The 24,647-nt window shown below is 65.7% G+C and carries 23 protein-coding genes and 1 pseudogene; 11 read left to right on the plus strand and 13 right to left on the minus strand.

The window, feature by feature from the left end:
• Positions 1-43: 43 nt before the first annotated feature.
• Both JQ573_RS39420 and JQ573_RS39425 read right to left on the minus strand, forming a co-directional pair.
• Positions 44-448 (minus strand): cupin domain-containing protein, encoded by a 405-nt coding sequence (locus JQ573_RS39420; protein WP_166205030.1) that lies wholly within the window; start codon positions 446-448, stop codon positions 44-46.
• Positions 449-471: 23 nt separating this feature from the next.
• Entirely contained in the window at positions 472-1,170 is a 699-nt protein-coding gene (locus JQ573_RS39425) for a ribonuclease activity regulator RraA (RefSeq protein WP_212314420.1), read from the minus strand.
• Positions 1,171-1,383: 213 nt separating this feature from the next.
• Here JQ573_RS39425 and pxpB point away from each other — a divergent pair, with 213 nt between their 5' ends.
• From pxpB to JQ573_RS39445, 4 genes are all read left to right on the plus strand, one after another.
• The gene (pxpB, locus tag JQ573_RS39430) at positions 1,384-2,115 is read left to right on the plus strand and encodes a 5-oxoprolinase subunit PxpB (protein ID WP_212314419.1); all 732 of its coding nucleotides are present in this window, start codon (positions 1,384-1,386) and stop codon (positions 2,113-2,115) included.
• Positions 2,112-3,146, plus strand: a complete 1,035-nt coding sequence (locus JQ573_RS39435; protein ID WP_212314418.1) for a biotin-dependent carboxyltransferase family protein — start codon at positions 2,112-2,114, stop codon at positions 3,144-3,146. Before pxpB ends, JQ573_RS39435 begins: the two co-directional genes overlap by 4 nt.
• 32 nt (positions 3,147-3,178) lie before the next feature.
• Positions 3,179-3,952: a LamB/YcsF family protein gene (locus JQ573_RS39440; RefSeq protein ID WP_212314417.1), complete on the plus strand. Its 774-nt coding sequence runs from the start codon at positions 3,179-3,181 to the stop codon at positions 3,950-3,952.
• 150 nt (positions 3,953-4,102) lie between these two features.
• Complete coding sequence (locus JQ573_RS39445) at positions 4,103-4,510, plus strand: hypothetical protein (protein ID WP_212314416.1); 408 nt, start codon at positions 4,103-4,105, stop codon at positions 4,508-4,510.
• A 154-nt stretch (positions 4,511-4,664) separates the two neighbouring features.
• On the opposite strand, the gene JQ573_RS39450 is transcribed toward JQ573_RS39445, so the two are convergent.
• The 3 genes from JQ573_RS39450 to JQ573_RS39460 form a co-directional block, all read right to left on the minus strand.
• A complete protein-coding gene (locus JQ573_RS39450; protein WP_212314415.1) occupies positions 4,665-4,817 on the minus strand; it encodes a hypothetical protein in 153 nt (50 codons plus the stop codon).
• 267 nt (positions 4,818-5,084) lie between these two features.
• Positions 5,085-6,242: a CmpA/NrtA family ABC transporter substrate-binding protein gene (locus JQ573_RS39455; protein ID WP_212314414.1), complete on the minus strand. Its 1,158-nt coding sequence runs from the start codon at positions 6,240-6,242 to the stop codon at positions 5,085-5,087.
• Positions 6,239-6,829: an ANTAR domain-containing response regulator gene (locus JQ573_RS39460; RefSeq protein WP_212314412.1), complete on the minus strand. Its 591-nt coding sequence runs from the start codon at positions 6,827-6,829 to the stop codon at positions 6,239-6,241. The genes JQ573_RS39455 and JQ573_RS39460 overlap by 4 nt, the downstream gene beginning before the upstream one ends.
• A gap of 120 nt (positions 6,830-6,949) precedes the next feature.
• On the opposite strand from JQ573_RS39460, the gene rimO reads away from it, so the two are divergent.
• Positions 6,950-8,275, plus strand: coding sequence for a 30S ribosomal protein S12 methylthiotransferase RimO (gene rimO / locus JQ573_RS39465; RefSeq protein ID WP_212314408.1), 1,326 nt, complete (start codon positions 6,950-6,952; stop codon positions 8,273-8,275).
• A 6-nt stretch (positions 8,276-8,281) separates the two neighbouring features.
• Here rimO and JQ573_RS39470 read toward each other — a convergent pair whose 3' ends face one another.
• A complete protein-coding gene (locus JQ573_RS39470) occupies positions 8,282-8,578 on the minus strand; it encodes a hypothetical protein (RefSeq protein ID WP_212314406.1) in 297 nt (98 codons plus the stop codon).
• Between the two features lie 309 nt (positions 8,579-8,887).
• Between JQ573_RS39470 and JQ573_RS39475 the strand changes: the two genes are divergently transcribed.
• Positions 8,888-10,084 (plus strand): acetylornithine transaminase, encoded by a 1,197-nt coding sequence (locus JQ573_RS39475; protein WP_212314403.1) that lies wholly within the window; start codon positions 8,888-8,890, stop codon positions 10,082-10,084.
• Positions 10,085-10,202: 118 nt separating this feature from the next.
• Here the strand turns inward: JQ573_RS39475 and JQ573_RS39480 are convergent, their stop codons facing one another.
• The 3 genes from JQ573_RS39480 to pcsA all read right to left on the minus strand — a co-directional run bounded on the left by JQ573_RS39480 (position 10,203) and on the right by pcsA (position 12,710).
• Positions 10,203-11,177, minus strand: coding sequence for a quinone oxidoreductase (locus tag JQ573_RS39480; RefSeq protein WP_092114426.1), 975 nt, complete (start codon positions 11,175-11,177; stop codon positions 10,203-10,205).
• A gap of 82 nt (positions 11,178-11,259) precedes the next feature.
• The gene (locus JQ573_RS39485) at positions 11,260-11,985 is read right to left on the minus strand and encodes a TerC family protein (RefSeq protein WP_212314401.1); all 726 of its coding nucleotides are present in this window, start codon (positions 11,983-11,985) and stop codon (positions 11,260-11,262) included.
• On the minus strand, positions 11,982-12,710 hold the full coding sequence (gene pcsA / locus JQ573_RS39490; RefSeq protein ID WP_212314399.1) for a phosphatidylcholine synthase: 729 nt from the start codon (positions 12,708-12,710) through the stop codon (positions 11,982-11,984). The genes JQ573_RS39485 and pcsA overlap by 4 nt, the downstream gene beginning before the upstream one ends.
• Positions 12,711-12,843: 133 nt before the next feature.
• On the opposite strand from pcsA, the gene JQ573_RS39495 reads away from it, so the two are divergent.
• Positions 12,844-14,028, plus strand: coding sequence for a UbiH/UbiF family hydroxylase (locus JQ573_RS39495; RefSeq protein ID WP_212314397.1), 1,185 nt, complete (start codon positions 12,844-12,846; stop codon positions 14,026-14,028).
• 12 nt (positions 14,029-14,040) lie between these two features.
• Here the strand turns inward: JQ573_RS39495 and JQ573_RS39500 are convergent, their stop codons facing one another.
• Complete coding sequence (locus JQ573_RS39500; RefSeq protein WP_212314395.1) at positions 14,041-14,994, minus strand: AEC family transporter; 954 nt, start codon at positions 14,992-14,994, stop codon at positions 14,041-14,043.
• A gap of 121 nt (positions 14,995-15,115) precedes the next feature.
• On the opposite strand from JQ573_RS39500, the gene hspQ reads away from it, so the two are divergent.
• Positions 15,116-15,448, plus strand: a complete 333-nt coding sequence (hspQ, locus tag JQ573_RS39505; protein WP_024584048.1) for a heat shock protein HspQ — start codon at positions 15,116-15,118, stop codon at positions 15,446-15,448.
• A gap of 50 nt (positions 15,449-15,498) precedes the next feature.
• Here the strand turns inward: hspQ and JQ573_RS39510 are convergent, their stop codons facing one another.
• The gene (locus tag JQ573_RS39510; protein ID WP_212314393.1) at positions 15,499-16,773 is read right to left on the minus strand and encodes an MFS transporter; all 1,275 of its coding nucleotides are present in this window, start codon (positions 16,771-16,773) and stop codon (positions 15,499-15,501) included.
• A gap of 392 nt (positions 16,774-17,165) precedes the next feature.
• Entirely contained in the window at positions 17,166-18,002 is an 837-nt protein-coding gene (locus JQ573_RS39515; protein ID WP_212314392.1) for an invasion associated locus B family protein, read from the minus strand.
• Positions 18,003-18,386: 384 nt separating this feature from the next.
• Between JQ573_RS39515 and JQ573_RS39520 the strand changes: the two genes are divergently transcribed.
• The 3 genes from JQ573_RS39520 to JQ573_RS39530 all read left to right on the plus strand — a co-directional run bounded on the left by JQ573_RS39520 (position 18,387) and on the right by JQ573_RS39530 (position 23,028).
• Positions 18,387-20,123 (plus strand): extracellular solute-binding protein, encoded by a 1,737-nt coding sequence (locus JQ573_RS39520; protein ID WP_212315430.1) that lies wholly within the window; start codon positions 18,387-18,389, stop codon positions 20,121-20,123.
• A 60-nt stretch (positions 20,124-20,183) separates the two neighbouring features.
• A complete protein-coding gene (locus JQ573_RS39525) occupies positions 20,184-21,695 on the plus strand; it encodes a class I adenylate-forming enzyme family protein (RefSeq protein WP_212314391.1) in 1,512 nt (503 codons plus the stop codon).
• Between the two features lie 106 nt (positions 21,696-21,801).
• Positions 21,802-23,028 (plus strand): GGDEF domain-containing protein, encoded by a 1,227-nt coding sequence (locus tag JQ573_RS39530; protein WP_212314390.1) that lies wholly within the window; start codon positions 21,802-21,804, stop codon positions 23,026-23,028.
• 103 nt (positions 23,029-23,131) lie between these two features.
• On the opposite strand, the pseudogene JQ573_RS39535 reads toward JQ573_RS39530, so the two are convergent.
• A pseudogene (locus tag JQ573_RS39535) lies at positions 23,132-24,647 on the minus strand (hypothetical protein); the annotation flags it as partial.

Raw genomic sequence — 24,647 nt, forward strand, 5'->3', positions numbered from 1 at the left:
CCCCGCAATGCGCGGGGCTTTTCCGTTGGCTCGCAGCAGCGCGTCAGCCTAGCTTGCCGTTATATTCCTCGTCGGTGACGTGCTCCATCCAGGTCGAGAACACGCCGTCGAGCGCCTCCTGCATGGCGATGTGGGTCATGCTGTTGTCGGGCGAAGCGCCGTGCCAGTGCTTCTCGTTCGGCGGGATCCAGACGACATCGCCGGGGCGGATTTCCCTGATCGGCCCGCCCTTGGCCTGCACGCGGCCGATGCCTGAGATCACGTATAGCGTCTGCCCGAGCGGATGGGTGTGCCAGGCGGTGCGCGCACCGGGCTCGAACGACACGCGCGAGGCATTCAGCCGGGCCGGCGCCGGCGCCATGTTGATCGGGTCCTGCAGCACGCTGCCGGTGAAGTTCTCCTTCGGCGCGCGGCGGGTCGGCCGCGAGCCGGAAACGTGGATATCCATGGGGTTACCTCCCTCTCTTGACGTTATTTCTTGGTCGCGGCGTAGCGCGCCTTGGTCTCGGCATTCATCGGATACAGGCCGGGCAGCTGGGCGCCATTGTTCACCTCGTTGACGATCCAGGCTTCCATCCGTTCCTGCTCGGGTCCCTCGGCCAGCACCTGGTCAAGGAACGCCTGCGGGATCAGCACCGCGCCGTCCTGGTCGGCCACCACCACGTCGTTCGGAAACACGGCAACGCCGCCGCAGCCGATCGGTTCGCCCCAGCCGACGAAGGTCAGGCCCGCAACCGACGGCGGCGCGGCGTAGCCGTCGCACCACACCGGCAGGCCGGTGCCGAGCACGCCTTCGAGGTCACGCACCACGCCATCGGTGATCAGCGCCGTCACCCCGCGCTTGACCATGCGCGCGCAGAGGATGTCGCCGAAAATGCCGGCATCGGTGATGCCCATGGCATCGACCACGGCAATGCAGCCCGCCGGCATCGCCTCGATCGCGGTACGGGTCGAGATCGGCGACGACCAGGATTCCGGCGTCGCCAGGTCCTCGCGGGCCGGCACGAAGCGCAGCGTGAAGGCCGGTCCGACCAACCGCTTCTGCCCGGGCTTTAAGGGCTTGGTGCCGCGCATCCAGATGTTGCGCAGGCCTTTCTTGAGCAGGACCGTGGTGATGGTGGCGGTGGACACGTGCGACAGCGTCGCGATCGCTTCGGCGGACAGTGACATCTGGAAAGCTTGCTCCGATGGGAGGAAAAGACCGGCGCATGTTGCCGGGCGAAAGCCCTGCGTCAAGGGCTGCGCGAAAAAGCTGCGATCACCTGAATTTATCGCCGGCATGCCGATTAATTTATTGAAGTTGCTGCATCATTTTGCACGAAGCGAATTCCGTTTTGAATCGAAACACGCTAGCTTGATGGCCGACCCAATCTGCTTGAGCCGATGGCCGAACCCTTAAGTCCTCCCCGCCTTTTGCCGAGTGGCGACAGCGCCATCACGGTGGAATTCAGCCGCACCATCGATGACGCCGCCAACCGGCGGGTGCTCGCGCTCGACCGCGTGATAGCAGCCGAGCCGATCGCCGGCATCACGGAAACCGTGCCGACCTACCGGTCGCTGCTGGTGCATTACGATCCCGGGCAGATCACCTTCGATGCGCTCGGCGAGCAGCTGCTTGCGCGCGCCGCCAAGGCACCGCCGTCTGAGGCCGGAACGCGGCGCTGGCGGATCCCGATCACCTATGGCGGCGAGCACGGCATCGATCTCGAGGATGTGGCGAAGGCACTCCAGACCACGCCCGATGACATCGTCGCGCGCCACGCCGCCGGCGACTATCGCGTCGCCATGATCGGCTTCACGCCCGGCTGGTCCTATCTCAGCGGGCTGGACACGTTCTTGCATATCCCGAGGCGCAAGGAGCCGCGGCTCGTGACCCCTGCCGGCACCATCTCGATCGGTGGCATCCAGACCGGCGTGCAGTGCCTGGCCGGCCCGAGCGGCTGGCACCTGCTCGGCCGCACCCCGGTGCGAACCTACCAATTGCATCGCGATCCGACCTTCCTGCTGGAGCCGGGCGATGCCGTCAGCTTCACGGCAGTGGATGCCAAGACCTTTGCCGAACAGGATCGTGCCGCCGAGGCTGGCGCGTTCGTCGCAGAACTGGTGACGCCATGAGCAAGCTCGTCGTCACCTCGATCGGCCCGGCAAGCTCGGTGCAGGACGGCGGACGCCCGGGCTCGCAGCGCTACGGCCTGACGCCGAGCGGCGCGATGGACCGGCTTTCGCTGGCGGCCGCCAATACGTTGGTCGGCAATGAGCCGTTCGCCGCTGCGGTCGAAATCGGTCCATTCGGCGCCACCTTCACCGCGCGCGGCGGCGCCGTCCGCATCGGGCTCGCCGGCGCGTCGCGCAATGCGGAGATCGGTGGCCGGCCGGTTGCCTTCGACAGTTCGGCAACGCTCGCCGACGGTGAGACGCTCACTCTCGGCTTTGCGCGCGGCGGCTCGTTCAGCTATCTCGCGATCGAGCACGGCATCGAAGGCGAGCCGATGTTCGGCAGCCTCGCCGTCAACGCCCGGGCCGGGCTCGGCAGCCCCTACCCGCGGCCGCTGCAAAGCGGCGACGAGTTGAAGACGAAAGCTGCGAGCGGAGCCGCCGAGCGCCGCATCGAATTGCCGGCCGCTACCGATGCGCCGATCCGCATCGTGTTCGGCCCGCAGGACGACGAGTTCACCGAGGAAAACAAGCAGCTGTTCCTCGACAGCGAGTGGAAGATCTCGGCCACCAGCGACCGCATGGGCTACCGGCTCGAAGGGGCTGTCATCAAGCACCGCGACGGCCACAACATCGTCTCCGACGGCACCGTTAACGGCAGCATCCAGGTGCCCGGCAACGGCCAGCCGATCGTGCTGATGCCGGACCGCGGCACCAGCGGTGGTTATCCGAAGATCGCGACCGTGATCACGGCCGATCTTGGCCGCTTCGCGCAGACCTCCGCCGGCCGGCCGTTCCGCTTCAAGTCCGTCACGATGGCGGAAGCGCAGGCCGAGGCGATCAAGTTCCATGCGCTGCTGCATTCCCTGTCCGATCGCCTCCGCGGCATCGACGATTTCGGTCTCAACATCGAGGCGCTGCGGGATGCGAATGTCGCGGGTCAGGCCGTCAGCGCCGTGGATGTGTCGACCTGGCAAGTTGCGCTACCCTGAATCAAATACGAACAACAAACGGATCGATCGTCATGACTGCAACCATCGACCTCAATTGCGATCTCGGCGAAAGTTTTGGCCCCTGGGAAATGGGCAATGATGCCGCGATGATCGAGCTTGCGACCTCGGTCAACGTCGCCTGTGGCTTCCATGCCGGCGATGCCGACATCATGCGCAAGACCGTCGAGCTCGCGAAGGCGCGCGGCGTCAGCGTCGGCGCCCATCCCGGCTATCGCGACCTGCATGGCTTTGGCCGCCGCCCGATGCCGGGGCTGACATCCTCCGAGATCGAGAACCTGATCGCCTATCAGATCGGCGCCCTGCAGGCGATCGCGACCGCGGCCGGCCACAAGGTCACCCATGTGAAGGCACACGGCGCCATATCCAACGTCGCCTGTGAGGACGACATGACCGCACGGGCGATCGCCAATGCGATCAAGGCGGTCGACCGCAATCTCATCTTCGTGGTGCTCGCCAACTCGAAGCTGGTGCGCGCCGGTGAAGCCGCCAATCTGCGGATGGCGCATGAAGTGTTTGCCGACCGCGCCTATGAGGACGACGGCAATCTGGTGTCGCGCAAGAAGCCCGGCGCAGTGCTGCACGATCCCAAGGCGATCGCCGAGCGCGTGGTGCGGATGGTGCAGGATGGCGCGGTCGTCTCGGTCACCGGCAAGGTGATCAAGATGCAGACCGATACCGTCTGCATCCATGGCGACACGCATGGTGCCGTCGAGATCGCGCGCGGCTTGCGCGAGGCGCTGAGCAAGGCCGGCATCACGGTCGCGCCGTTCAAGACCGCGCCCTGAGCCGCAAACACGTCGACTGCCAAGGGTCGGCCGTCGCGCCGACCCTTTTAGATTCCGTTAAGAGTCTTCTTAAACCCAAACTTGCCGTTTGATTGCTAGGTGCAGCTTCCGAGCCTTTGATTGTCCTCTCAGGAAATTGGGTACGAAAGCATGTTCCGCACCAGCCTCTCCCTCGCAATTGCTGCGGTGGCCACGGCCGCCTTCACCAGCGCAGCCTCCGCCGGCTGCTACAACTGCTATACGCCGCCGCCCCAGCCCTGCACGACCTGCTATCAGGTGCAGACCGTGCCGCCGCAGTATCGCACCGTGCAGGAGACCGTGATGGTGTCGCCGGGCCGCGTCATCGCGCATCGCACGCCGGCGCAGTATCGTACCGTGATGGTGCCGAAGACCGTGATGGTCGCGCCCGAAGGCGTCGCCTATGAGCGCATCGCGCCGCAATACGCGACGCAAGAGCGCACCCAGATGGTCTCGCCGGGCTATTCCTACTACGCGCCGGTCCAGCCGACCTGCAACACCTGCGGCGGCGGTGGGTACGGATACGGTTACGGCTACTGATGACGTTGCGTAGGCTGGGTTAGCGAAGCGTAACCCACCTTCTCGCGGTACGAAGGTGGCGGGTTACGCCTTCGGCTAACGCACCCTGCAAGTTCGCAAACAAAAGCCGCCGCCTGAGGCCATCAGACGGCGGCTTTTCAATTCTCTTGTTAGCTCAGAACGGGTGGACGGACAGCGTGCCGAACACAATCGCCGCGATCACCGCGAACGCGCTGTAGAGCGCCGCAGTGTGAACTCCGGACCCGGACTTCCTCGAAATTTGTCGCGCGTAAAAGTGCAGGCGGGCTTCCGCCGATAGCTCGCGCATGGTCGATCTCCAACGCCCCATTCTCGGCCATATGGAATAGCGTTCGCGCCCGGATTCAAGCGGGCGGTAGAAATAGCGATGCCGCCGCCTTCGGGAACACGGTTCCGAGAGGAAAATTCTTTCCCGTGCGCTCGCCCGAGAATCTTATTCGTTGCAATTCGAGGCGTCGGGAACCCGCGCCGGTCCCGCAATAGCCGAAAATCTCGAAAACAACCCCATGCAAAGTAGCCGGAGGTGGATAGCTGAGGCGCGGCCGCTGCACCGCGCTCAGGGCTTCCAGCGCCCGATCTTGAAGGCCGCCAGATGGCCGGGAACGTCGTTCGGATCGAACGGCGGACCGGCGAACGCACCGATGGCGTTGGAGGTGCCAGCCGGGCGCCCGGATGCGGCGTCGTAGAGGTCCGGCCTGAACACGGCCATGGCAGCCTTCAGCGCCTCCGGCCGGTACGGCGTCTGGCCCCAGCGAACCATCTGCGCGTAGAGCCAGGCCGCCTGCCCCGGGTCCGGCCGCGCTGCTGCCTCGCGCCCGACCAGCAAATAGCGACTGCTTTCGCGCATGGTGCCGTCGGGCAAGATCTTCAGCCGGCCGTCGAGCGTGCGCTGGATGACGCTGGCGTCGACGCCGAGCCGCTCGGGCTGCGCCAGGATGCGCGCGACCTCGGGCCGGTTTTCCGGCTGCTCGATGAACTCCGCGGCGCGCAGATGCGCGCGCACCAGCGCGGCCACGACGTCGGCGTTCTTCTCCGACCAGCTCTGGCGCACCGCCAGCACCTTCTCCACCGCGCTGAGCAGGATGTCCGAGACGAAGTGCAGGATGTGGCCGACACCGAGATCGACCGCGATCGAATTCCAGGGCGCGCCGACACAGAACGCGTCGACATGGCCGTTGGCGAGACTGTCGACCATGTAGGGCGGCGGCAGCACCACGAGCTGGACGTCCTCGTCGGGATCGACGCCGCCGGCGGCCATCCAGAACCGCAGTTGATAATTGTGGGTCGAGAACGGGAAGGTCATGCCGAACGTCAACGGCTCGGCCCCGCTCTTGCGCCGCTTCGCCACGACGCGGGCAAGCGCGCGCGAGGTCGCCATCGGATCGAAGCGGTCGCCGTCGATCTCCTCCAGCAGCGCCGCGTGCAGCGCCGGCGATACCGTGATGGCGTTGCCGTTGAGCCCGAGATTGAAGGGTGCTGCGATCGGCACCTTGACGTGGCCGAGCCCGAGGCTCGAGGCGATGGCCACCGGCGCCAGCAGATGAGCCGCGTCGAACAGGCCGATATTGAGCTTGTCGCGGACGTTCGACCACGACACTTCGCGCACCAGCGTGACGTCGAGGCCTTCGGCCGCGGCAAATCCCTTGTCGGTCGCGACGATCAGGGCGGCAGCGTCAACCAGCGGAATGAATCCGATGTGCAGGGGTGCGGTCATTTCAAGAGCTCCGACGCCGTCAGGATCGATTGCGCGATCTCCCCGATCTTCTTCTTCTCGCGCATCGCGGTCGAGCGCATCAGCACGTAGGCCTCCTCCTCGGTCAGCCCCTTCACCTTCATCAGGATGCCCTTGGCGCGATCGATCACCTTGCGCTCCTCCAGCGCATGCTTGGTACGGTCGAGCTCGTCCTGCAACTTGGCGAAGGCATTGAAGCGGGAGACGCAGAGATCGAGGATCGGCTTCATCCGCTCCTTCTTGAGGCCGTCGACGATGTAGGCGGAGACGCCGGCTTCGACCGAGGCCTGGATCGAAGCTGCGTCGCTCTGGTCGACGAACATCGCGATCGGGCGGCGGACGGCACGGCTGACCTGGAACATTTGTTCCAGCACGTCGCGGCTGGGGTTCTCGAGGTCGATGACGATGATCTCGGGGTCGAGCGCATAGATCCGCGCGAGCAGGCTCTGCATCTCGCTGATGTGGACCACGTCCGTATAGCCGGCCTCCCGCAGTCCCTCCTCCAGGATGGCCGCACGGATCGGGCTCTCGTCGACTATGACGATCTTTGGAGACGATTCAGCGCTCATCGACCACTCTTAAAGCCCGGCAAGAACCATCCATATCACGCCGGGGAGGAGCGGAAAGGGTTGTAATTCTCGGCAATTGGGACTAGCTCCTGCCCATCAATCAGGCAGATTTGAGAAGATATGCAAGAGGCCGCCACGCCGAAAGTGAGCTTTGTGTCCTTGGGGTGCCCCAAGGCGCTGGTCGATTCCGAGCGCATCATCACCCGGCTGCGCGCGGAGGGCTATGAGCTCGCGCGCAAGCATGATGGCGCCGATATCGTCATCGTCAACACCTGCGGCTTCCTCGACAGCGCCAAGCAGGAATCGCTGGCGGCGATCGGCGAGGCCATGGCTGAGAACGGCAAGGTCATCGTCACCGGCTGCATGGGCGCCGAGCCCGAGCAGATCGAGAGCGCCTATCCCGGCGTGCTCTCGATCACCGGACCGCAGCAATATGAGAGCGTGCTGGACGCCGTGCACCGCGCGCTGCCGCCGGCGCACAACCCGCATTTCGACCTGGTGCCGCCGCAGGGCGTCAAGCTGACGCCGCGCCACTACGCCTATCTGAAGATATCCGAAGGCTGCAACAACCGTTGCAGCTTCTGCATCATCCCGAAGCTGCGCGGCGATCTGGTGTCGCGCTCGGCCAATGACGTGCTGCGCGAGGCCGAGAAGCTGGTGAAGGCCGGCGTCAAGGAATTGCTTGTGATCTCGCAGGACACCTCGGCCTATGGCGTCGATCTGAAATACGCCGAGAGCCAGTGGCAGGATCGCAGCGTGCGTGCGAAGTTCTTTGATCTCGCCAAGGAGCTCGGCGAGTTCGGCGCCTGGGTGCGGCTGCAATATGTCTACCCCTACCCGCATGTCGACGAGGTGATCGGCCTGATGACCGAGGGCAAGGTGCTGCCCTATCTCGACATCCCGTTCCAGCATGCGAGCCCCGACGTGCTGCGCGCGATGAAGCGCCCGGCCGCCCAGGAGAAGACGCTGGCGCGGATCCAGAAGTGGCGCGAGCAATGCCCCGAATTGACGCTGCGCTCGACCTTCATCGTCGGCTTCCCCGGCGAGACCGATTCCGATTTCGCCTATCTGCTCGACTGGCTGGATGAAGCGGAGATCGACCGCCTCGGCTGCTTCAAATACGAGCCGGTTGCCGGCGCCGCATCGAATGCCATCGGCAATGCCGTACCCGACGAGGTCAAGCAGGAGCGCTGGAATGCGCTGATGGCGCGGCAGCAGAAGATTTCGACAAGGCGCCTGAAGCGCAAGGTCGGCACCCGCCAGCAGGTGATCATCGACGAGGTCGGCCCGACGGTCGCCAAGGGCCGGTCAAAGGCCGACGCGCCCGAGATCGACGGCGCCGTCTATCTCACCAGCCGCCGCCCGCTCAAGGTCGGCGAGATCGTCACCGCGAAGATCGAGCGCGCCGATGAATACGACCTGCACGGCAGCGTCGCAGGATTCTGAACGTGCCTAACTCGCAGTCGGCGGAGCGGCGAGCGCGGGATCCAGCGTTCGAAGCACGCGATGGATGCGGACCGAGCTGGCGATGCCTGCATTGCGCACATAGACATCGATGACCTCCTCGCTCTCGACCACGACGAGGCCGAACAGCTTGCGGTCGTCGGTCGCGTAGGTGCAAAGCCAGTGCATCCTGCCCTGCGTCGCGATGATGGCGTCCAGCGCAATCCGCGCATGACGCGCCGCCTGCGCGTCATCGGTCACTTCGAAATCGGCCGGAAGATCTCGTTCGATCAGCAGCTTGATCACGGCGTCACCTCCAGGATTGCCTCGTCGCAGCGTATCACGCTCCACGAGCAGCTTGCGTGCGATATCACCTCCCGCTTGACATCTCCTACCCTTCGGCTGTATGGCCCTGCGCCATGAAGCTGAACCGGACCCACCGCCGCGCCATCAACCGTCGTCGCACCCGCGACGATGCTGGGCTGCGCCGTGTCCGACGCCACCGCTGATTAGTTAAATCAGCCAAGGTTTTCGAGAAGGCCGCGCCCCCAAGGCGCGGCCTTCTTGCTTTTCGGCCTGCCCTTAATCCCCACACCGACCCCAGAGGAGATCGACATGACCAACGCTACCCATCCGTTCGATGCGCTGATGGACATCACCGCTCGCCCCGAGGTCGTGTTCGTGCGCGGCGCAGGCTCGTATTTGTGGGACGCCAACCGCAACCGCTATCTCGATTTCGTGCAGGGTTGGGCCGTGAATCCGCTCGGCCACTCGCCGGTCATCGTGGCCGATGCGCTGGCCGCGCAGGCCAGGCGGCTATTGACGCCGAGCCCGGCATTCTACAACGAGCAGAGCCTGAAGCTGGCGAAGATGCTGGTCGACAACAGTTGCTTCGATCAGGTGTTCTTCGCCAATTCCGGCGCCGAGGCCAATGAGGGCGCGATCAAGCTCGCGCGCAAATTCGGCGCCAAGTACAAGGGTGGCGCGCACGAGATCATCACCTTCGAAGGCGGCTTCCACGGCCGGACGCTCGCGACCATGTCGGCGTCGGGCAAGAAGGCGTTCGAGCCGTTGTTCGAGCCAAAGGTCTCGGGATTCCGAAAGGCCAAGCTGAACGACATCGAGTCGGTGCGGAAGTTGATTTCGCCATCGACGGTGGCGGTGATGCTGGAGCCGATCCAGGGCGAGGCCGGCGTGTGGCCCGCGACGGATCGATTTCTGCAGGAGCTGCGGGCGCTGACCCAGCAGCGTGGCCTGCTGCTGATTGTCGACGAGATCCAGACCGGCATCGGCCGGACCGGAAAGCTGTTCGGCTATGAGCACGCCGGAATCGCGCCCGACATCATGACGCTCGGCAAGGGCATCGGCGGCGGCGTGCCGCTCGCAGCGCTGCTCGCGACCGAGCATGCCTCCTGCTTCGATCACGGCGATCAGGGCGGCACCTTCAACGGCAACCCTCTGATGTGCGCCGCGGGGCTTGTCGTGCTCGACAAGATCGCCCAGCCCGATTTCTTGAAATCGGTCGTCGATGCCGGTCTGCTGCTCGAGCGCGAATTGCAGCGGCTGTCGGCGCGTCACGGGCTCGGCGAGATCAGAGGCCGCGGCCTCCTGCTCGCGCTCGATCTCAAGATGCCGATCGGCGCCGCCGTCGTCGCCGAGGCGTTCGCGGCCGGCGTGCTGGTGAACTCGCCGCAGCCGGACACGCTGCGCTTCATGCCGGCGCTCAACGTCACGCGGGAGGAGATATCGGCGATGATCGATTGTCTGGATGGCGTGCTGACGAAGGTCGGTGCGGCGCGGCGCGTGGCGTAACCGTCCATTCCGTCATTCCGGGGCACGCGAAGCGTGAACCTCAGGTGCGCACTTGCGCACCGGGGTATCTCGAGGTTCCGGGTTCGATGCTCGCGCATCGCCCCGGAACGACGTGGACCTACGGCCGCAGAATCGCCGCGCCCGTGGTCGCCCGGCTCTCCAGATCGATATGCGCCTTGGCGACGTCCTTGAGCGCATAGGCGTGGTTGATCGGCACGTGCAGCTTGCCGTTGATCACGGCCGCGAACAGCGTGTCGGCGCCTTCGAGCAGCTCCTTGCGGGTGCCGACATAGTCGTTGAGCTTCGGCCGCGTCGCGAACAGCGAACCGTGGTTGTTGAGCTCGGCGAGCGGGAACGGCGGCACCGGCCCGGAGGCGTTGCCGAAGGAGACGAACAGGCCGCGTGGCCTGAGGCACGACAGCGATCCCGGGAACGTGGTCTTGCCGACGCCGTCATAGACGACGTCGCAGAGCTCGCCGCGGCTGATCTGCTTGACGCGCTCGACGAAGTTTTCCTCGTTGTAGAGGATGACGTGGTCGCAGCCATTGGCGAGCGCGATATCGGCCTTCGCCTTCGAGCCGACGGTGCCGATGACGTGCGCACCGAGCGCATGCGCCCACTGGCAGGCAAGCAGCCCGATGCCGCCGGCTGCGGCGTGGATCAGCACCCGATGGCCCTGCTCGACCTTGAAGGTCTTGTGCAGGAGGTACCACACCGTGAGCCCCTTGAGCATCAGCACGGCGCCCTGCTCATACGTGATGTGGTCGGGCAACTTGACCAGCTTGTCGGCCGGGATGACGCGCTCTGAAGCGTAGCCGCCGAGGTTGTAGTAGTAGGCGACGCGATCGCCGGGGTGGAAATTGGTCACCCCCGGACCGACGGCCACGACCTCGCCCGCGGCCTCATTGCCGGCGATGAACGGCAGGCCGGGCGCCTTGTAGAGGCCGGTGCGGAAATAGACGTCGATGAAGTTCAGCCCGACCGCATGCTGGCGGATGCGGACCTCGCCGGTCCCCGGCGCCCCCACCTCGACATCCTCATAGGTCAGGACCTCAGGGCCCCCCACCTTGTGCACCCGCACAGCCTTGGTCATGTCGTCGCTCCCTCAGATCTCAACGTCAAACGAGCGAATGCCATCGGCGCCGGCTTGTCAACCAAGCGGCCTGGAACCGGGGTTAGTGCGCCGGCTTCTTGCGGTTGCGCCTGGCCAGCACGTTGAACATCTCGACCGCCGCCGAGAATGCGATCGCGAAGTAGATGTAGCCGCGCGGAATGTGGAATTTGAATCCGTCGGCCACCAGCGCCACGCCGATCAGCACCAGGAACGCCAGCGCCAGCATCTTGGTGGTCGGATGCTCCGCGACAAACCGCGCCACCGGTCCCGACGAGATGTACATGATCGCGCAGGCGATCACGACCGCCGCGATCATGATCTCGATGTCCTGCGCCATGCCGATCGCGGTGATGATCGAATCCAGCGAGAACACCAGATCGATGATGATGATCTGCACGATCACCCAGAAGAACGCGTTGGGGCTCGGCTTGCTATTCTCCTCGGCGTCACGCGCCTCGACCTCGCCGTGGATCTCGTGGGTTGCCTTGGCGATCAGGAACAGGCCGCCGCCGATCAGGATGATATCGCGCCACGACAGCGCGACACTCTCGATGGTGATCACAGGCTGCGTCAGCCCGATCAGCCAGACCAGGACGCTGAGCAGGATGATGCGGAACACCAGCGCCAGCAGCAGGCCGATCTGCCGCGCGCGGTTGGCCTGCGGCTGCGGAATCCGCGAGACCAGCACCGACAGGAAGATGACGTTGTCGATGCCGAGCACGATCTCGAGTGCGGTCAGGGTCAACAGCGCCGCCCAGGCCTCGGGGCTGGTGATCAATTGCATCATGCTCTGAAGGCTTTCATCCGGCGGATCAAGGTGTCGCTGCCGACGATGTAGACGGCGATGGCGCAGAGACCGAAGGTGATCGGGGCTCCGACCACGAAATCGTTGGCAAGCGTGTACATGCCGAGCAGCGCCCAGGCGCCGAGCAGCCACAGTGTGAGCCAGCGCAGCCGCACCACGCGGAACGGGTGCAGCACATGGAACGGCGCAAAGGTCAGCGCAATCAGCAGCGCGACCACGATCGTCGACAGCACCGGCGGCAAATGCAGCAGGAACAGGTAGAACGCCGCCGCATTCCACAGCGCCGGGAAGCCGCGGAAATGGTTGTCGTCGGCCTTCATGCGGCGGTCGGCGAAATACAGCGCGCTGGAAACCACGATACCGATGCCGAGGACCGGCGCAGCCAGCGGCAGCAGCATGCCGCTCGCGGTGATCGCATAGGCCGGCACGAACACGTAGGTGACGAAATCAACCACCAGGTCGAGAACCTCGCCCGACCAGTTCGGCTGCAGCCGCACCACGTCGAGCCGGCGCGCCAGCGGGCCGTCGATCCCGTCGATGATCAGTGCGACCCCGAGCCAGGCGAACATGTTGGCCCAGTGCTCGCGAACCGCCTCCAGCATCGCCAGCAGCGCGACCCCGGCGCCGAGCGCCGTGAAGATATGAACGGAGAATGCGGCGGTCCGCATCCGTTCTGGCAACGCATCCGGCTGGCTCGAGTGCTCCATCGGCCGAAGTGCTATCAGGAATCGGCCACCTTTGCATATGCAGTCTTGCGGCGTTCCGCCGCGCAGATCGTTGGAAACTCTTGGTGGTTACTGATGGCTTGAAAATCGGGCCAAGCATGTCAAATGTGCTGATATGACCGACAGCTCGCAGGATTATGACGTTATCGTAATAGGCGGCGGTCCGGCCGGATTGACGGCTGCGATTGCCCTCGCCGACGCCGGCGCGCGTACCGCGCTGTTAGCGCGCCGCGCGCCCTATGCCGACAACCGGACCACCGCGCTGCTCGGCGCCTCGACCGAGATCCTGGAGCGGCTCGACGTCTGGCGGCGCTGCAGCGACAAGGCTGCCGCGCTCAAGACCATGCGCCTCGTCGACGACACCGGCCGCCTGATCCGCGCGCCGGAGGTGCGGTTCTCCTCCGACGAGATCGGCCGCGAGCAGTTCGGCTTCAACATCGACAATCGCTCGCTGGTCGCAGCACTCGAGGAGCGTGCCGGCGAGATGGCCGTGCTGACGCGGTTCGACGACGAGGCCGCCTCGGTGCAACCGGATGATACCGCGGTCACCGTGGTGACGCGGCAGGGCCAGACGTTATCGGCCCGGCTCGTGGTCGGCGCCGACGGACGCAATTCACTCTCGCGCGAGGCCGCCGGCATCGAGGTGGTCAGCCGCGAGCTCGGCCAATCCGCCCTCACCTTCAACATCACCCACAGCCGGCCGCACCGGAACATCTCGACCGAGTTTCACACCGAGCACGGCCCCTGCGTGTTCGTGCCGCTCAGCGGCAACCGCAGCAGCGTAGTCTGGGTCTCGGCGCCCAAGGAGGCCGAACGGCTGAAGGCCCTTGGCGATGGCGAATTGTCTGAAGCGGCCGAGCGGCAGTCGCATTCGATTCTCGGCCGCGTCGAGGTTCAGGGCGGCCGTCACGTGTTTCCGCTCGCCATCGAGCGGCCCCGGCAGCTCGCCAAGGACCGGATCGCGCTGGTCGGCGAATCCGCCCATGTGCTGCCGCCGATCGGCGCGCAGGGGCTCAACATGGGACTGCGCGATGCCGCCGATATTGCCGAGATCACAGGCCAGGCAATCGGCCGCGGCGAGGATCCTGGCGCGCCACATGTGCTGTCGCGCTACCAGGCGGCGCGGCGTCCGGATGTCGCCAGCCGGACCTGGGCGATCGACATCGCCAACCGGTCGTTGCTCAGCGATTTCCTCGGTGTGCAGACGGCGCGTGCCGCGGGTCTGCATCTGCTCGGCGCGTTCGGCCCGCTGCGGCGGCTGGCGATGCGCGAAGGCCTCGCGCCGTCATGGCGGCGGTAGCCCCTACTTGTCTTAGGGAAATACCAGCCGTCCGCTCTGGATGAACCACATCACGCTGGTCAGCGTGACAACAGAGGCGAAGGTGCCGATCAGCACCGCGACCGATGCCGGCTCGATCCAGGTGTCGTTCTGGCGCGCGATCACGAACACGTTGAGTGCCGGCGGCAGCGAGGCCATCAGCACCGCGGTCGCAGCCCAGGGCTGCGCGAACGGACCGAACAGCAGCATCAGTCCGAAGGCCAGCAGCGGATGGATCAGAAGCTTGATCGCGACTACGCCCGGCACCTCCCACGGCACCCGCTCGAACGGCCGCAGCGCCACGGTGATACCGAGCACGAACAGCGCCGTCGGAGCGGCGGCGTTCTCGAGGAACTGGATGGTCCGGTCGAGCGCGACCGGGATCGGGATGTGAAACGCGGCCACCAGCGCGCCGAACACCGCCGACATGATCAACGGGTTCTGCACGATCTGCCGCAGCACCACGCCGAACGCGTGCAGCAGCGAGGGATGGTCGCGGTCGGTGAGCTCGATCAGGAGCGGCACGATCGAGAACAGGAAGATGCTGTCGCAGCAGAAGATCAGCGCGGTCGGCGCCGCCGCCTTGGCGCCGAGCACGGCGAGCGCCAGCCCAGGCCCCATATAGCCGATATTGCCGTAGGCGCCCGACAGGCCCGCGAGCGTCGCCTCGCGCAGCGACAGCCCGCCGATCAGTCTGCCTGCGACCATCGCGAGGAAGAACGCGATCACGGTTCCGAGCGTGGTGGCGATCAGGAATGGCGGGTTGTTCAGCTCGGCGAACGGCGTCTTCGACATGATCCCGAACAGCAGCGCCGGCAACGAAACGTAAAGCAGGAAGAAATTCATCCAGGCGAGCCCGCTCTCGGGCAAACCCTTGGCTTTTCCGCACGCGTAGCCGATGAAGATCAAGCCGAAATACGGCAACGCCAGATTGAGGATATCGATCATTCTGAAAGTAGTTTCTCGGCGGGATTTCGGGTCGTTTTGGTGCGGCTAGAATCGGTAAACCGGGGGTTAATTCGAGGCCTAGCCCCTAGCATCGGCCACAATGTTGGTCTATCGACGAACCATGATCAAAGCGCGCACCGCCAAGTTTCAGATCGGGCAGATCGTCCGTCACCGGGTGTTCTCCTTCCGGGGCGTGATTTTTGATATCGACCCGGAGTTCAACAACACCGAGGAATGGTGGCTGTCGATCCCCGAGGACATGCGGCCGCACAAGGACCAGCCGTTCTATCACCTGCTCGCGGAAAACTCGGAGACCGAGTACGTCGCCTATGTGTCCGAGCAGAACCTGCTGCCCGACGATTCGGGCGAACCGATCCGTCACTCGCAGGTGGCTGAGATCTTCGTGAAGGACAAATCGGGCGGCTACCGTCCGCGCAACCCGTCGCTGAACTGACGCGCGACACCTGTCCGGCGACGGACGCGACGGCGTTGCCTCCAGCCCGCTCATACCCCCTCACGCGCAGCCAGCGCCGCGGCAATCGCCCAGACCGCAAAACCCGCCAGCGCCAGTCCGGCGCCGACGAGACCGGTCGAGGTCCAGCCGTAGCCGGCTGCGACGGCCATTCCGCCGAGCCACGGTCCCAGCGCATTGGCGACGTTGAAGGCGGAATGGTTGAGCGCCGCGGCGAGGCTCTGCGCCTCGCCCGCGACATCCATCAGCCGGGTCTGCAACACGGTGGCAAGTGCTCCGCCCAGCCCGATCAGGAAGACGTCGGCGCTCAGCGTCCAGAAATTAGCCGCCGCCAGCGGATACAACGCCAAGGTCGCGGCCGACCACAGCAGCAGCCCGCCCGCGGTTGCCATCAGCGCGCGGTCGGCAAAGCGCGGCACGATGATGTTGCCAGCGGTGAGGCCGGCGCCGAACACGCATAGCGTGACGGGCACCAGCGCGGGCGACGTGTGCGTCACCGCCAGCATGGTCGACGCCAGATAAGTGTAGACCGAGAACAGGCCGCCGAAACCGATGGCGCCGATCGCAAGCGTCAGCCAGACATGCTTGCGCCCGAGCGCCGAGAGTTCACGCAACGGGCTCGCCTTGCTGTCGGCGACGTCACGCGGGGCGAAGATCAGGACCAGGATGGCGGTCAGGAGCGCGAGGCCGGCAACGATCGCGAAGGCCCAGCGCCAGCCGATCGCCTGCCCCACGCCGTTGGCGAGCGGCACGCCGATCGTCGTCGCAATGGTGAGGCCGAGCAGCACGCGGCCGACCGCCGCCGTGCGCTTGTCGATCGGGACCAGCGAGGCCGCGACCAGCATGGCGATGCCGAAATAGGCACCGTGCGGCAGCCCGGCGAGGAAGCGCAGCACCAGCATGGTGTGGTAGTCGGGCGCGAGCCCGGAGAAGCCGTTCATCAGCGCAAAGAAGCCCATCAGCGCGATCAGCAGCGTCCGCCGCGCCATGCGCGCCGACAGCACGGCGATGACAGGTGCGCCCACCACGACGCCGAGCGCGTAGGCGCTGATCGCGTGGCCGGCCTGGGGCTCACTGATGTGCAGATCGTGGGCGAAGAACGGCAGCAGGCTCATGGTCGCGAATTCGGCGATGCCGATCGCGAACCCGCCCATCGCCAGCGCGAGATGAACGATGCCCGGATGAAAGGCACCGGGGACGTTGTCCTGGTTCAGGCGCCCGCCGGCATCGACCGAAGCACGCCCGGTCGGCGGCTCCGAAGGCCGGGAAAGCGGTTCCCGCCGCTGCGTGTTAACTCGCTGGGACATTGGGAGACTTCCATGATTGCGAACGGCGGACGGGCTTGCGACCCCAGGCAAAGTCCAGTCGCATCGCGCCATCAGGCTTCGGCACAGCGGCCAGGGTTCGCACAGAACCACGCGCGCATTTGCGCATCGAAGGCGCGCTGCCCGCGCTTTCGTCTGGCCTCCCGTGACGGATTTATGATTGGGCTTCGACGCCGGACTTGTCCGGACAAGGCAACGACGATGCGGCTTGGCGCGATCGATTTGCCTTGAGCGACCATCGCACACGATCGGCGCGATCACCAGCGCGGCAGGCTGCCATCAGCCAGTCTGTTTCGCATGACAAAAAAGGCGCCCTTGCGGGCGCCTTTTGCTTGCGACGATCTCGCGCTTTCTTGAACGCGTGATCGACGTTGTTACTTGGCTGCCGGATTGGCCGGAGCCGGCGCAGCGGCACCGCCCGCGCCTTCGAGCTTCTTGCGCTGCTCTTCGGCGCGCTTCTGCAACTCTTCCTGCAGCTTCTTCGAGTTTTCCTCGAACACCTTCGGATCGGTCGGCGGGCCGTCATAGGCTTTGGCGAATTCGGTGTTGAGCGGCAGCGGCAGCGTCAGCGGCGCGCCGTTCGAATTGATCGCCTGGACCACGAGGTTCTGGCCCTTCTTCATGTTGGCGATCAGCTCGGGGGTTGCTTCATAGTCGGACATGCAACCGTTCTGGAAGCAGATCACATAGGGCGCCTGCTGCGGCGGGTTGCCGTCGACGATGATGCGGGTGCCGTGAACGAGCTGCATGCCGAGCGGCAGCGTGACGCGCAGGATCTTCTTCGGCTCGCCTTCCGGCTCGATGATCACGGCGGCGATCACCGGCTGGCCCGACTCGATGCGGCCGTCCTTGCCGGTGAAGCAAACCTGCTTGGCGTTGGCTTCCTGACCCTTCAGGCAGAACTTGGTCCAGGGGGCGTAGATCAGCTGGATCTGCTGATCCTGGGGCGGCTGCTGGGCGGCCGCGGCGGGCGCCTGACCTGCGGCCGGTGCCTGTGCCTGGGGCGCCGGCTGGGCTGCCGGCGCCGGCGCCTTCGGAGCTGCCTTCGGTGCCGCCTTGGGCGCTGCCTTCGGTGCCGCAGGCGCCGGCGCTGCCGGCTGCTGGGCCCAAGCGGCAGGAACCAGGAGCGCTGCAGAGAATGCCGTCGCCGCCATCAGGGCAACAATTCGCCCATGCGGCCGGACCGGGGCGGCCAAGATACGGAAATTCATTGCGGAAAACCCTTTCTGAACGGCAGCGCCCGAAACCGCTGCAGGCGCCGACACATAGCCGTTTGGGCGGCTGTCTCCTAGTCAATTGAGGCGGATACGTGACAGGCGTTCCCGCCCTCCAATTGCACGCCTTCAATACAGCGGCGCGCGGAAAGATCAATGCCGACAAGCGCATTTGCGCCCATGTGACGGCGAGTTTCAGCGCCCTGTGATAAACCTCCAGGCGTGACGTTTCGCGAATCAAATCGGGCGCCTCACGCACGTGTTCCCGGGCACGGTTGGCGCGCCGCATTGGCCGTCGTCTGGCTTGTGCTGGCATCCATCCCGGCATTCCTGACGAGCGCGCTTGACCCTGCGGCCGCCACCGAGAGCCACGCCATCGCGATGCATGGCGCGCCCGCGCTGCCTGCCGACTTTACTCACCTGCCCTACGCCAATCCTGACGCTCCCAAGGGCGGCCGTCTGGTCCTGAGCCCCCGGGAGGGCACCTTCGACAGCCTCAATCCGCTGATTGTCAGGGGTCTCGCCGTGCAGCAGCTCCGGGGCTACGCCTACGAGCGCGGCTATGTCTACGAAAGCCTGTTGGTGCGGAACAATGACGAGCCCTTCACGCTGTACGGCCTGCTCGCCCGCAGCGTCGAGACCGACGATGCCAGAAGCTATGTGACATTCCATCTCGATCCTCGCGCGCGCTTCTCCGACGGGCACGAGGTCACGGCGGACGATGTCGTGTTCTCGCTCGAGCTGCTGCGCGATCACGGCCGTCCGCTGCATCACCAGTATTATTCGAAAGTCGCAAAGGCCGAGGTGCTCGACCCGCTCACGGTGCGGTTCGATTTTGGCGGCGTTGCGGACCGCGAATTGCCGCTGATCCTCGGCCTGATGCCGATCCTGCCGCGCCACGCCACCGACGTCTCCAAGTTCGAGGAGACCACATTGGCGCCGCCGATCGGCTCCGGCCCGTACCGCGTGACGGCGGTCAAGCCCGGCAGCAGCGTGACCTTCACCCGCAATCCGGATTACTGGGGGCGCGACCTGCCGGTGAACCGCGGCCTCTGGAATTTCGACGAGATCAGGCTCGATTACTACCGCGACGCCAACGGCCAGTTCGAGGCGTTCAAGCGCGGCCTCTATGACTTCAGGACCGAGCCCGAGCCGCTCCGCTGGCATGACGGCTACGACTTCCCCGCCGCTAACAACGGCGACGTGCTCCGCGACACCATCAAGATCGGCACGCCCGATCCATCCGAATTTCTGGTGTTCAACACCAGGCGGCCGAAGTTTGCCGACGTCAGGGTGCGCCAGGCGCTGCTGATGCTGTTCGATTTCGATTGGATCAACCGCAATTACTATTTTGGACTCTATTCGCGTGCCGGCGGCTATTTCGCCGGCTCGGATTTGTCGGCCTATGGCCGCCCGGCCGATGACCGCGAGCGCGATCTGCTCAAGCCGTATCTGTCGCATATTGTGCCCGACATTCTCGAGGGCCGCTATCGCCTCCCCGACACCGACGGCTCAGGCCGCGACCGCACCGTTCTGCGCAACGCGCTCGCGCTGCTGTCGGAAGCGGGCTACGCGCTCGACGGCACGGTGTTGAAGCAGCGCTCGACCGGGACGCCGCTCCGGATCGAGATTCTGGTGACGACACGCGAGCATGAGCGGATCGCCCTCGCCTATCAGCGCGACCTGAAGCGGGCCGGCATCGACGCCGCGGTCCGGGTGGTCGACGCGGTGCAGTTCGAGCAGCGCCGGGTCGCCTATGATTTCGACATGATCCCCATTCGCTGGGACCAGTCGCTGTCGCCGGGCAACGAGCAGTGGTTCTACTGGGGCAGCCAGGCCGCCGACGTGCCGGGCACCCGCAACTACATGGGCGCCAAGGATCCGGCCATCGACGCCATGATCGCCGCGCTGCTCGCGGCGCGGGAGCGGCCGGCCTTCGTCTCGGCGGTGCGGGCGCTGGACCGGGCCCTGATGTCCGGCTTCTACGCTATCCCCCTATTTAACTTGGGAGAGCAATGGATCGCGCGCTGGAATCGGATAGAACGACCTTCGGCCACGGCGTTGACGGGCTACCTGCCGGAGACCTGGTGGCAGAAGCCCGGCGCGCAATCCAAGTGAACTGCGACCCGACGCGGCATGGTCCGATCTGATCGAAGCGATGCAACCGACGTTGAACCTGTGAACCAGTCGATCACCTCGCCCACGCTCGATACGCTGTTCAAGCGCAGCTTGGCGCGGCAACCCGAGGCGCTGGCGCTGGTCGACCCGATCAACAAGCAGCGCGTCACCGGACAGACCCGCAAGCGCCTGACCTATGCTCAGGCCGACCGCGCGATCTCGGCGATCGCCGCCCACTTCGTCGAGAGCGGATTGCCGGCCAATACGGTGATCGCGGTTCAGCTTCCCTCGACGATCGAATTCGCCCTGACCGTGCTCGCCGCCTATCGTGTCGGCCTGGTGGTGGCGCCGCTGCCGCTATTGTGGCGGCAAGCCGAGCTGACGTCCGTCCTCAACCGCACCGCGGCGCGGGCGATCGTCACCTGCGGCAAGATCGACGGCGTCTCCTATGCGGACATCGCCATGAACGCCGCGGCGGAAGCCTTTTCGATCCGCCATGTCTGCGGCTTCGGCACCGATCTGCCCGAAGGCATGGCGTCGCTCGATGACGCGATCCTGCAGGACTCCCGGACCTCGCGCCCGATGATCCAGGACGGCCGCAAGGCGGCGCTGATCTCCTTCGACGTCACCAGCGAGGGCTTTCGTCCGGTGCCGCGCGCGCATTTCGGCCTGATCGCCGGCGGGCTCGCGATGTCGCTGGAGAGCGACCTGGCACAGGGCGCGACCATCATGTCGGCATTCGCGCCGATGTCGTTTGCCGGCATCTGTTCGTCGCTGGTGACCTGGCTGCTGTCGGGCGGAACGCTCGTCATGCATCACCCGTTCGACGAGGAAGCGTTCGAAGCCCAGTTCAACGATCACGGCTGCGACACGCTGATTGCGCCGGCGCAGCTCGCGCTGCGGCTCGACGAGTGCGGCCTGTCGGAGCGCCTGCCCACCCTGCGCAACGCGATCGGCCTCTGGCGGACGCCGGAGCAGGTTGCCTCCAGTGCGCACTGGACCTCGCAGCGGGTGACCATGACCGACGTCTATCTGTTCGGCGAGGCCGGGCTGTTCGGCGCCCGCCGCAACGCCGAGGATGGATCGCCGGCCCCGATCAAGCCCGGCCCGCACGGCGCGCCGCGTGAGGCTCCCGGCGCATCGATCGCCGGCGAAATCCTGCTGACCCCGAAGGGTACGCTCGGCCTGCGCGGGCCCATGGTACCGGTCGCGGCCTATGCGCCGCCACCGCCCCCGGGCGACAGTCTGATTGCGCCGCCGCCGCGTGATTACGTCGACACCGAATATGCTGCGCGGGTCGACCGCGCGACCGGCGCCGTCAACATCACCGCCCCGCCGTCAGGGGTCATGACGGTCGGCGGCTACCGCTTCCTTGCCGGGGAGTTGCAGGAGTGGTCGCGCCGGCTCGGCCAGGGCGCATTGTTGACGGCACTGCCCGACCGCCTGAGCGGCCACCGGCTGGCCGGACGGGCTCAGGACAATGCGCGAGCCCGCGACGCCCTGACAGAACTTGGGCTTAACCCGTTGATGATCGAAGCATTTCGCGACCGCAGCGGCACTGGAATGCCTTAAAGTCTTATCATTGCGTTAGTCTTAGCATTGTGTTGACGCCGCATTAAGCCATGCCAACTAACATCGTAACCGTTTGCTGATCTGTGCATTGGTTTCGAGCGTTCGAATGTCTCAACAAGGTCCGGTCCTCATCGTATCGGCGTCGGCAAAGCCGCCGTTTGCCGCGGTCCTCGATGAGACGAAACTGTTTCCGGTCGTGGTCACCAACTGGAGCGAGGTCGGACGCGCCATCGAGCAGGTCAAGCCGGCCGCAATCATCGCGGCCGCCGAGGGCGTCGACTTCGTCACCCTGTCGGGCCTGGCCAAGCGCGCCGCCGCCCGCGCGCCCTATCTGCCGCTGATCGCGGTCGATCCCGCGACCACCCTGCCCGACACCGTCATCGCGTTCTTCCAGCACAAAGGCATGCCGGATCGCCTGGTCGCCCGGCTCAACGCGTCCTTACGCGTTCGCGCCCTGCATGCGACCGTGATGCGCCGCCTGACGCCGCCGGCGCCGATCGCTATGTCCGATATCGATCCGGTCGGAGAGGCCACCGCGCTCCTGATCGGCCGCGGCGGCGCCTACCCGGCCCTGTCGGTCGCGCTCGGCGAACGCGCCGGCGTGGTCGGTGCGCTAAGTATCGAGGCGGCCGCAAAACATCTCTCCAACCGCGACATCGACGGTATCGTGCTGGCCGAGGGCTTCACCCCGCGCGTGATGGATGCGTTCCTGACGGTGCTGACCGAGGATGTTCGCTTCCGTCCGTTGCCCGTGATCGTCGCCTCCGGCGAGCTGACGCCGCGTTACGAGCTGCCCAACCTCGAGATCGTCACGGCCGGGCCGACACGCGTCGGCGACATGGTGTTGCCGATGATCCGGCAGCATGCCTTCGAGGCGCGGCTCGGCCGCATGTTGAAGGCGATCGACGCCAAGGGCCTGATCGATCCCCGCACCGGTCTGCTCACCAAGGCCGCGTTCGAGCGCGACTTCGCGACCGCCGTCTACCAGACCGCCGAGCGCGGCGGCGCGCTCTCGGTGGCGCGTTTCACCTTCGACAATACGCAGCCGCGCGCGCAATTCGACGGCGCGCGGATCATCAGCCGGCTGATGCGCCAGGCCGATTTCGGCGCCGTGCATGATGACCGGTCGCTGGTCGTGGCGTTCGCCGGGACCGACCTGCGCAACGCGCAGGCGATCACGCGGCGATTGGCGAGCGTGATGCGCCACACCCAGAACGGCCGCCGCGACAGCAGGGCCGAGCCCGCCGTCAGCATCGCAACGCTGCTGCCTGGCGATTCCGCGATGTCGCTGCTGGGACGATTGTTCGAGAAGCCGGAGCGCGCGGCGTCGTAAACAAGCTCTATGCCGCTTGTCAGTTGCTGCAATCGCTGCGCGGGTATCGCCGGCAGGCGAAGCCGCCTTGTCTGGGCGGCTCCGCATGCCTCATCCTCAAGCCTCACGCATGCTGTGGCTGCGCAAGCTGGCTGACCTGCATCGCCGGCGGATCGACAACCAGGGTCCCACCATGGCCATCACTTGAGGTCGTGAAGGTCGAGGCCATGTAGTTGCCCAGCAGCGCAATGCTCGCCGTGACGGTGCCGTCCGTCACCGTGAGCGTTCCGTGCGTTGAGTCTCCGCTGAAGCTCGGAGTGTGAACGTTCGCGAAATTGATGTTCGCGAAATCGATCGCGTCCGAACCGGTCATCCCGGCGACGGTGCCCGCAAAGCTCGCGGAATTGTCCAGCTTGAGCGTCCCCGTCGAACCCTGGAACGCCACGGTGGCATTCGACGTTCCGGTCAATTCCAGGGTGCTGCCCGATGCGATGGTGGCATTGGTGGCGCTCTCGCCCGTCACGTTGAAGGGCTGCCAGGCTCCCCACGCAATGCCGTCATTGGCCCGGATCCAGAGTTGATCCGTGCCCGAGCCGGCCTGATAGGTCGTCTGGGAAAGTTGCGCCGCAGTGATGTCGATCTCGGTATTCACGGGCTGCGATGTGCCGTTGATGCTCCAGTGCCCGTTCGAGTTGGAATCCCACAGCGCATATTTCGTGATGGTATCGCCGTCGGCGTCCGTGGCGCTGAACAGGCTCGATGCGGCGAACGTCTGCCCGGAGACCGTCACCACGTTCGAGGCCGAAACGACCGGAAGGTGGTCGGGCCCCGGTGTTGCCGTGAAGCTCTTCCAGGCGCTCCACATGCTGCCGTCATTGGCCTTCACCCAGAGCGTATCGGGCGTCGAGCCGGTCGGGCCGAACACGTAGCTCACCTGCGACAGGTTCGCCGCGGAAACGTCGATCTCGGCGTTGGTGGCCTGCACGACGCCGTTGATGGCCCAATGTCCGTTACCTTGCGTGTCCCAGAGCGCGTATTGGGTGATCGTGTCGTGCTCGGCATCGCTGACCGAGAACAAGCTCGAGGCGAGCGCCGACGTCTGCCCGTGAACCGCGGCCACGTTCGGTGCCGTCACCACCGGGGCCGTGTCGGGGCCCGGTGTTGCCGTGAAGCTCTGCCAGGCGCCCCACAGGCTGCCGTCATTGGCCCTCACCCAGAGCGTATCGGGCGTCGAACCGCCGGGGCCGAACACGTAGCTCACCTGCGACAGGTTCGCCGCCGAAACGTCGATCTCGGCGTTGGTGGCCTGCACGGCGCCGTTGATGGCCCAATGTCCGTTACCTTGCGTGTCCCAGAGCGCGTATTGGGTGATCGTGTCGTGCTCGGCATCGCTGACCGAGAACAGGCTCGAGGCGAGAACCGAGAACTGCCCGTGATTGGCGGTTACGTTCGGTGCCGTCACCACCGGAGCCGTGTCGGGACCCGGCGACGCCGTGAAGCTCTGCCAGGCGCCCCACAAGATACCGTCATTGGCCCTCACCCAGAGCGTATCGGGCGTCGAACCGCCGGGGCCGAACACGTAGCTCACCTGCGACAGGTTCGCCGCCGAAACATCGATCTCGGCGTTGGTGGCCTGGACG

This window comes from Bradyrhizobium sp. AUGA SZCCT0105, from assembly GCF_018129565.1.
Taxonomy (GTDB): Bacteria; Pseudomonadota; Alphaproteobacteria; order Rhizobiales; family Xanthobacteraceae; genus Bradyrhizobium.

Coding starts and splice junctions, on each gene's coding strand:
- JQ573_RS39420 (WP_166205030.1), bottom strand. CDS start 448: ATGGATATCCACGTTTCCGGCTCGCGGCCGACCCGCCGCGCGCCGAAG.
- JQ573_RS39425 (WP_212314420.1), bottom strand. CDS start 1,170: ATGTCACTGTCCGCCGAAGCGATCGCGACGCTGTCGCACGTGTCCACC.
- pxpB (WP_212314419.1), top strand. CDS start 1,384: ATGGCCGAACCCTTAAGTCCTCCCCGCCTTTTGCCGAGTGGCGACAGC.
- JQ573_RS39435 (WP_212314418.1), top strand. CDS start 2,112: ATGAGCAAGCTCGTCGTCACCTCGATCGGCCCGGCAAGCTCGGTGCAG.
- JQ573_RS39440 (WP_212314417.1), top strand. CDS start 3,179: ATGACTGCAACCATCGACCTCAATTGCGATCTCGGCGAAAGTTTTGGC.
- JQ573_RS39445 (WP_212314416.1), top strand. CDS start 4,103: ATGTTCCGCACCAGCCTCTCCCTCGCAATTGCTGCGGTGGCCACGGCC.
- JQ573_RS39450 (WP_212314415.1), bottom strand. CDS start 4,817: ATGCGCGAGCTATCGGCGGAAGCCCGCCTGCACTTTTACGCGCGACAA.
- JQ573_RS39455 (WP_212314414.1), bottom strand. CDS start 6,242: ATGACCGCACCCCTGCACATCGGATTCATTCCGCTGGTTGACGCTGCC.
- JQ573_RS39460 (WP_212314412.1), bottom strand. CDS start 6,829: ATGAGCGCTGAATCGTCTCCAAAGATCGTCATAGTCGACGAGAGCCCG.
- rimO (WP_212314408.1), top strand. CDS start 6,950: ATGCAAGAGGCCGCCACGCCGAAAGTGAGCTTTGTGTCCTTGGGGTGC.
- JQ573_RS39475 (WP_212314403.1), top strand. CDS start 8,888: ATGACCAACGCTACCCATCCGTTCGATGCGCTGATGGACATCACCGCT.
- JQ573_RS39480 (WP_092114426.1), bottom strand. CDS start 11,177: ATGACCAAGGCTGTGCGGGTGCACAAGGTGGGGGGCCCTGAGGTCCTG.
- JQ573_RS39485 (WP_212314401.1), bottom strand. CDS start 11,985: ATGATGCAATTGATCACCAGCCCCGAGGCCTGGGCGGCGCTGTTGACC.
- pcsA (WP_212314399.1), bottom strand. CDS start 12,710: ATGGAGCACTCGAGCCAGCCGGATGCGTTGCCAGAACGGATGCGGACC.
- JQ573_RS39495 (WP_212314397.1), top strand. CDS start 12,844: ATGACCGACAGCTCGCAGGATTATGACGTTATCGTAATAGGCGGCGGT.
- JQ573_RS39500 (WP_212314395.1), bottom strand. CDS start 14,994: ATGATCGATATCCTCAATCTGGCGTTGCCGTATTTCGGCTTGATCTTC.
- hspQ (WP_024584048.1), top strand. CDS start 15,116: ATGATCAAAGCGCGCACCGCCAAGTTTCAGATCGGGCAGATCGTCCGT.
- JQ573_RS39510 (WP_212314393.1), bottom strand. CDS start 16,773: ATGTCCCAGCGAGTTAACACGCAGCGGCGGGAACCGCTTTCCCGGCCT.
- JQ573_RS39515 (WP_212314392.1), bottom strand. CDS start 18,002: ATGAATTTCCGTATCTTGGCCGCCCCGGTCCGGCCGCATGGGCGAATT.
- JQ573_RS39520 (WP_212315430.1), top strand. CDS start 18,387: ATGCATGGCGCGCCCGCGCTGCCTGCCGACTTTACTCACCTGCCCTAC.
- JQ573_RS39530 (WP_212314390.1), top strand. CDS start 21,802: ATGTCTCAACAAGGTCCGGTCCTCATCGTATCGGCGTCGGCAAAGCCG.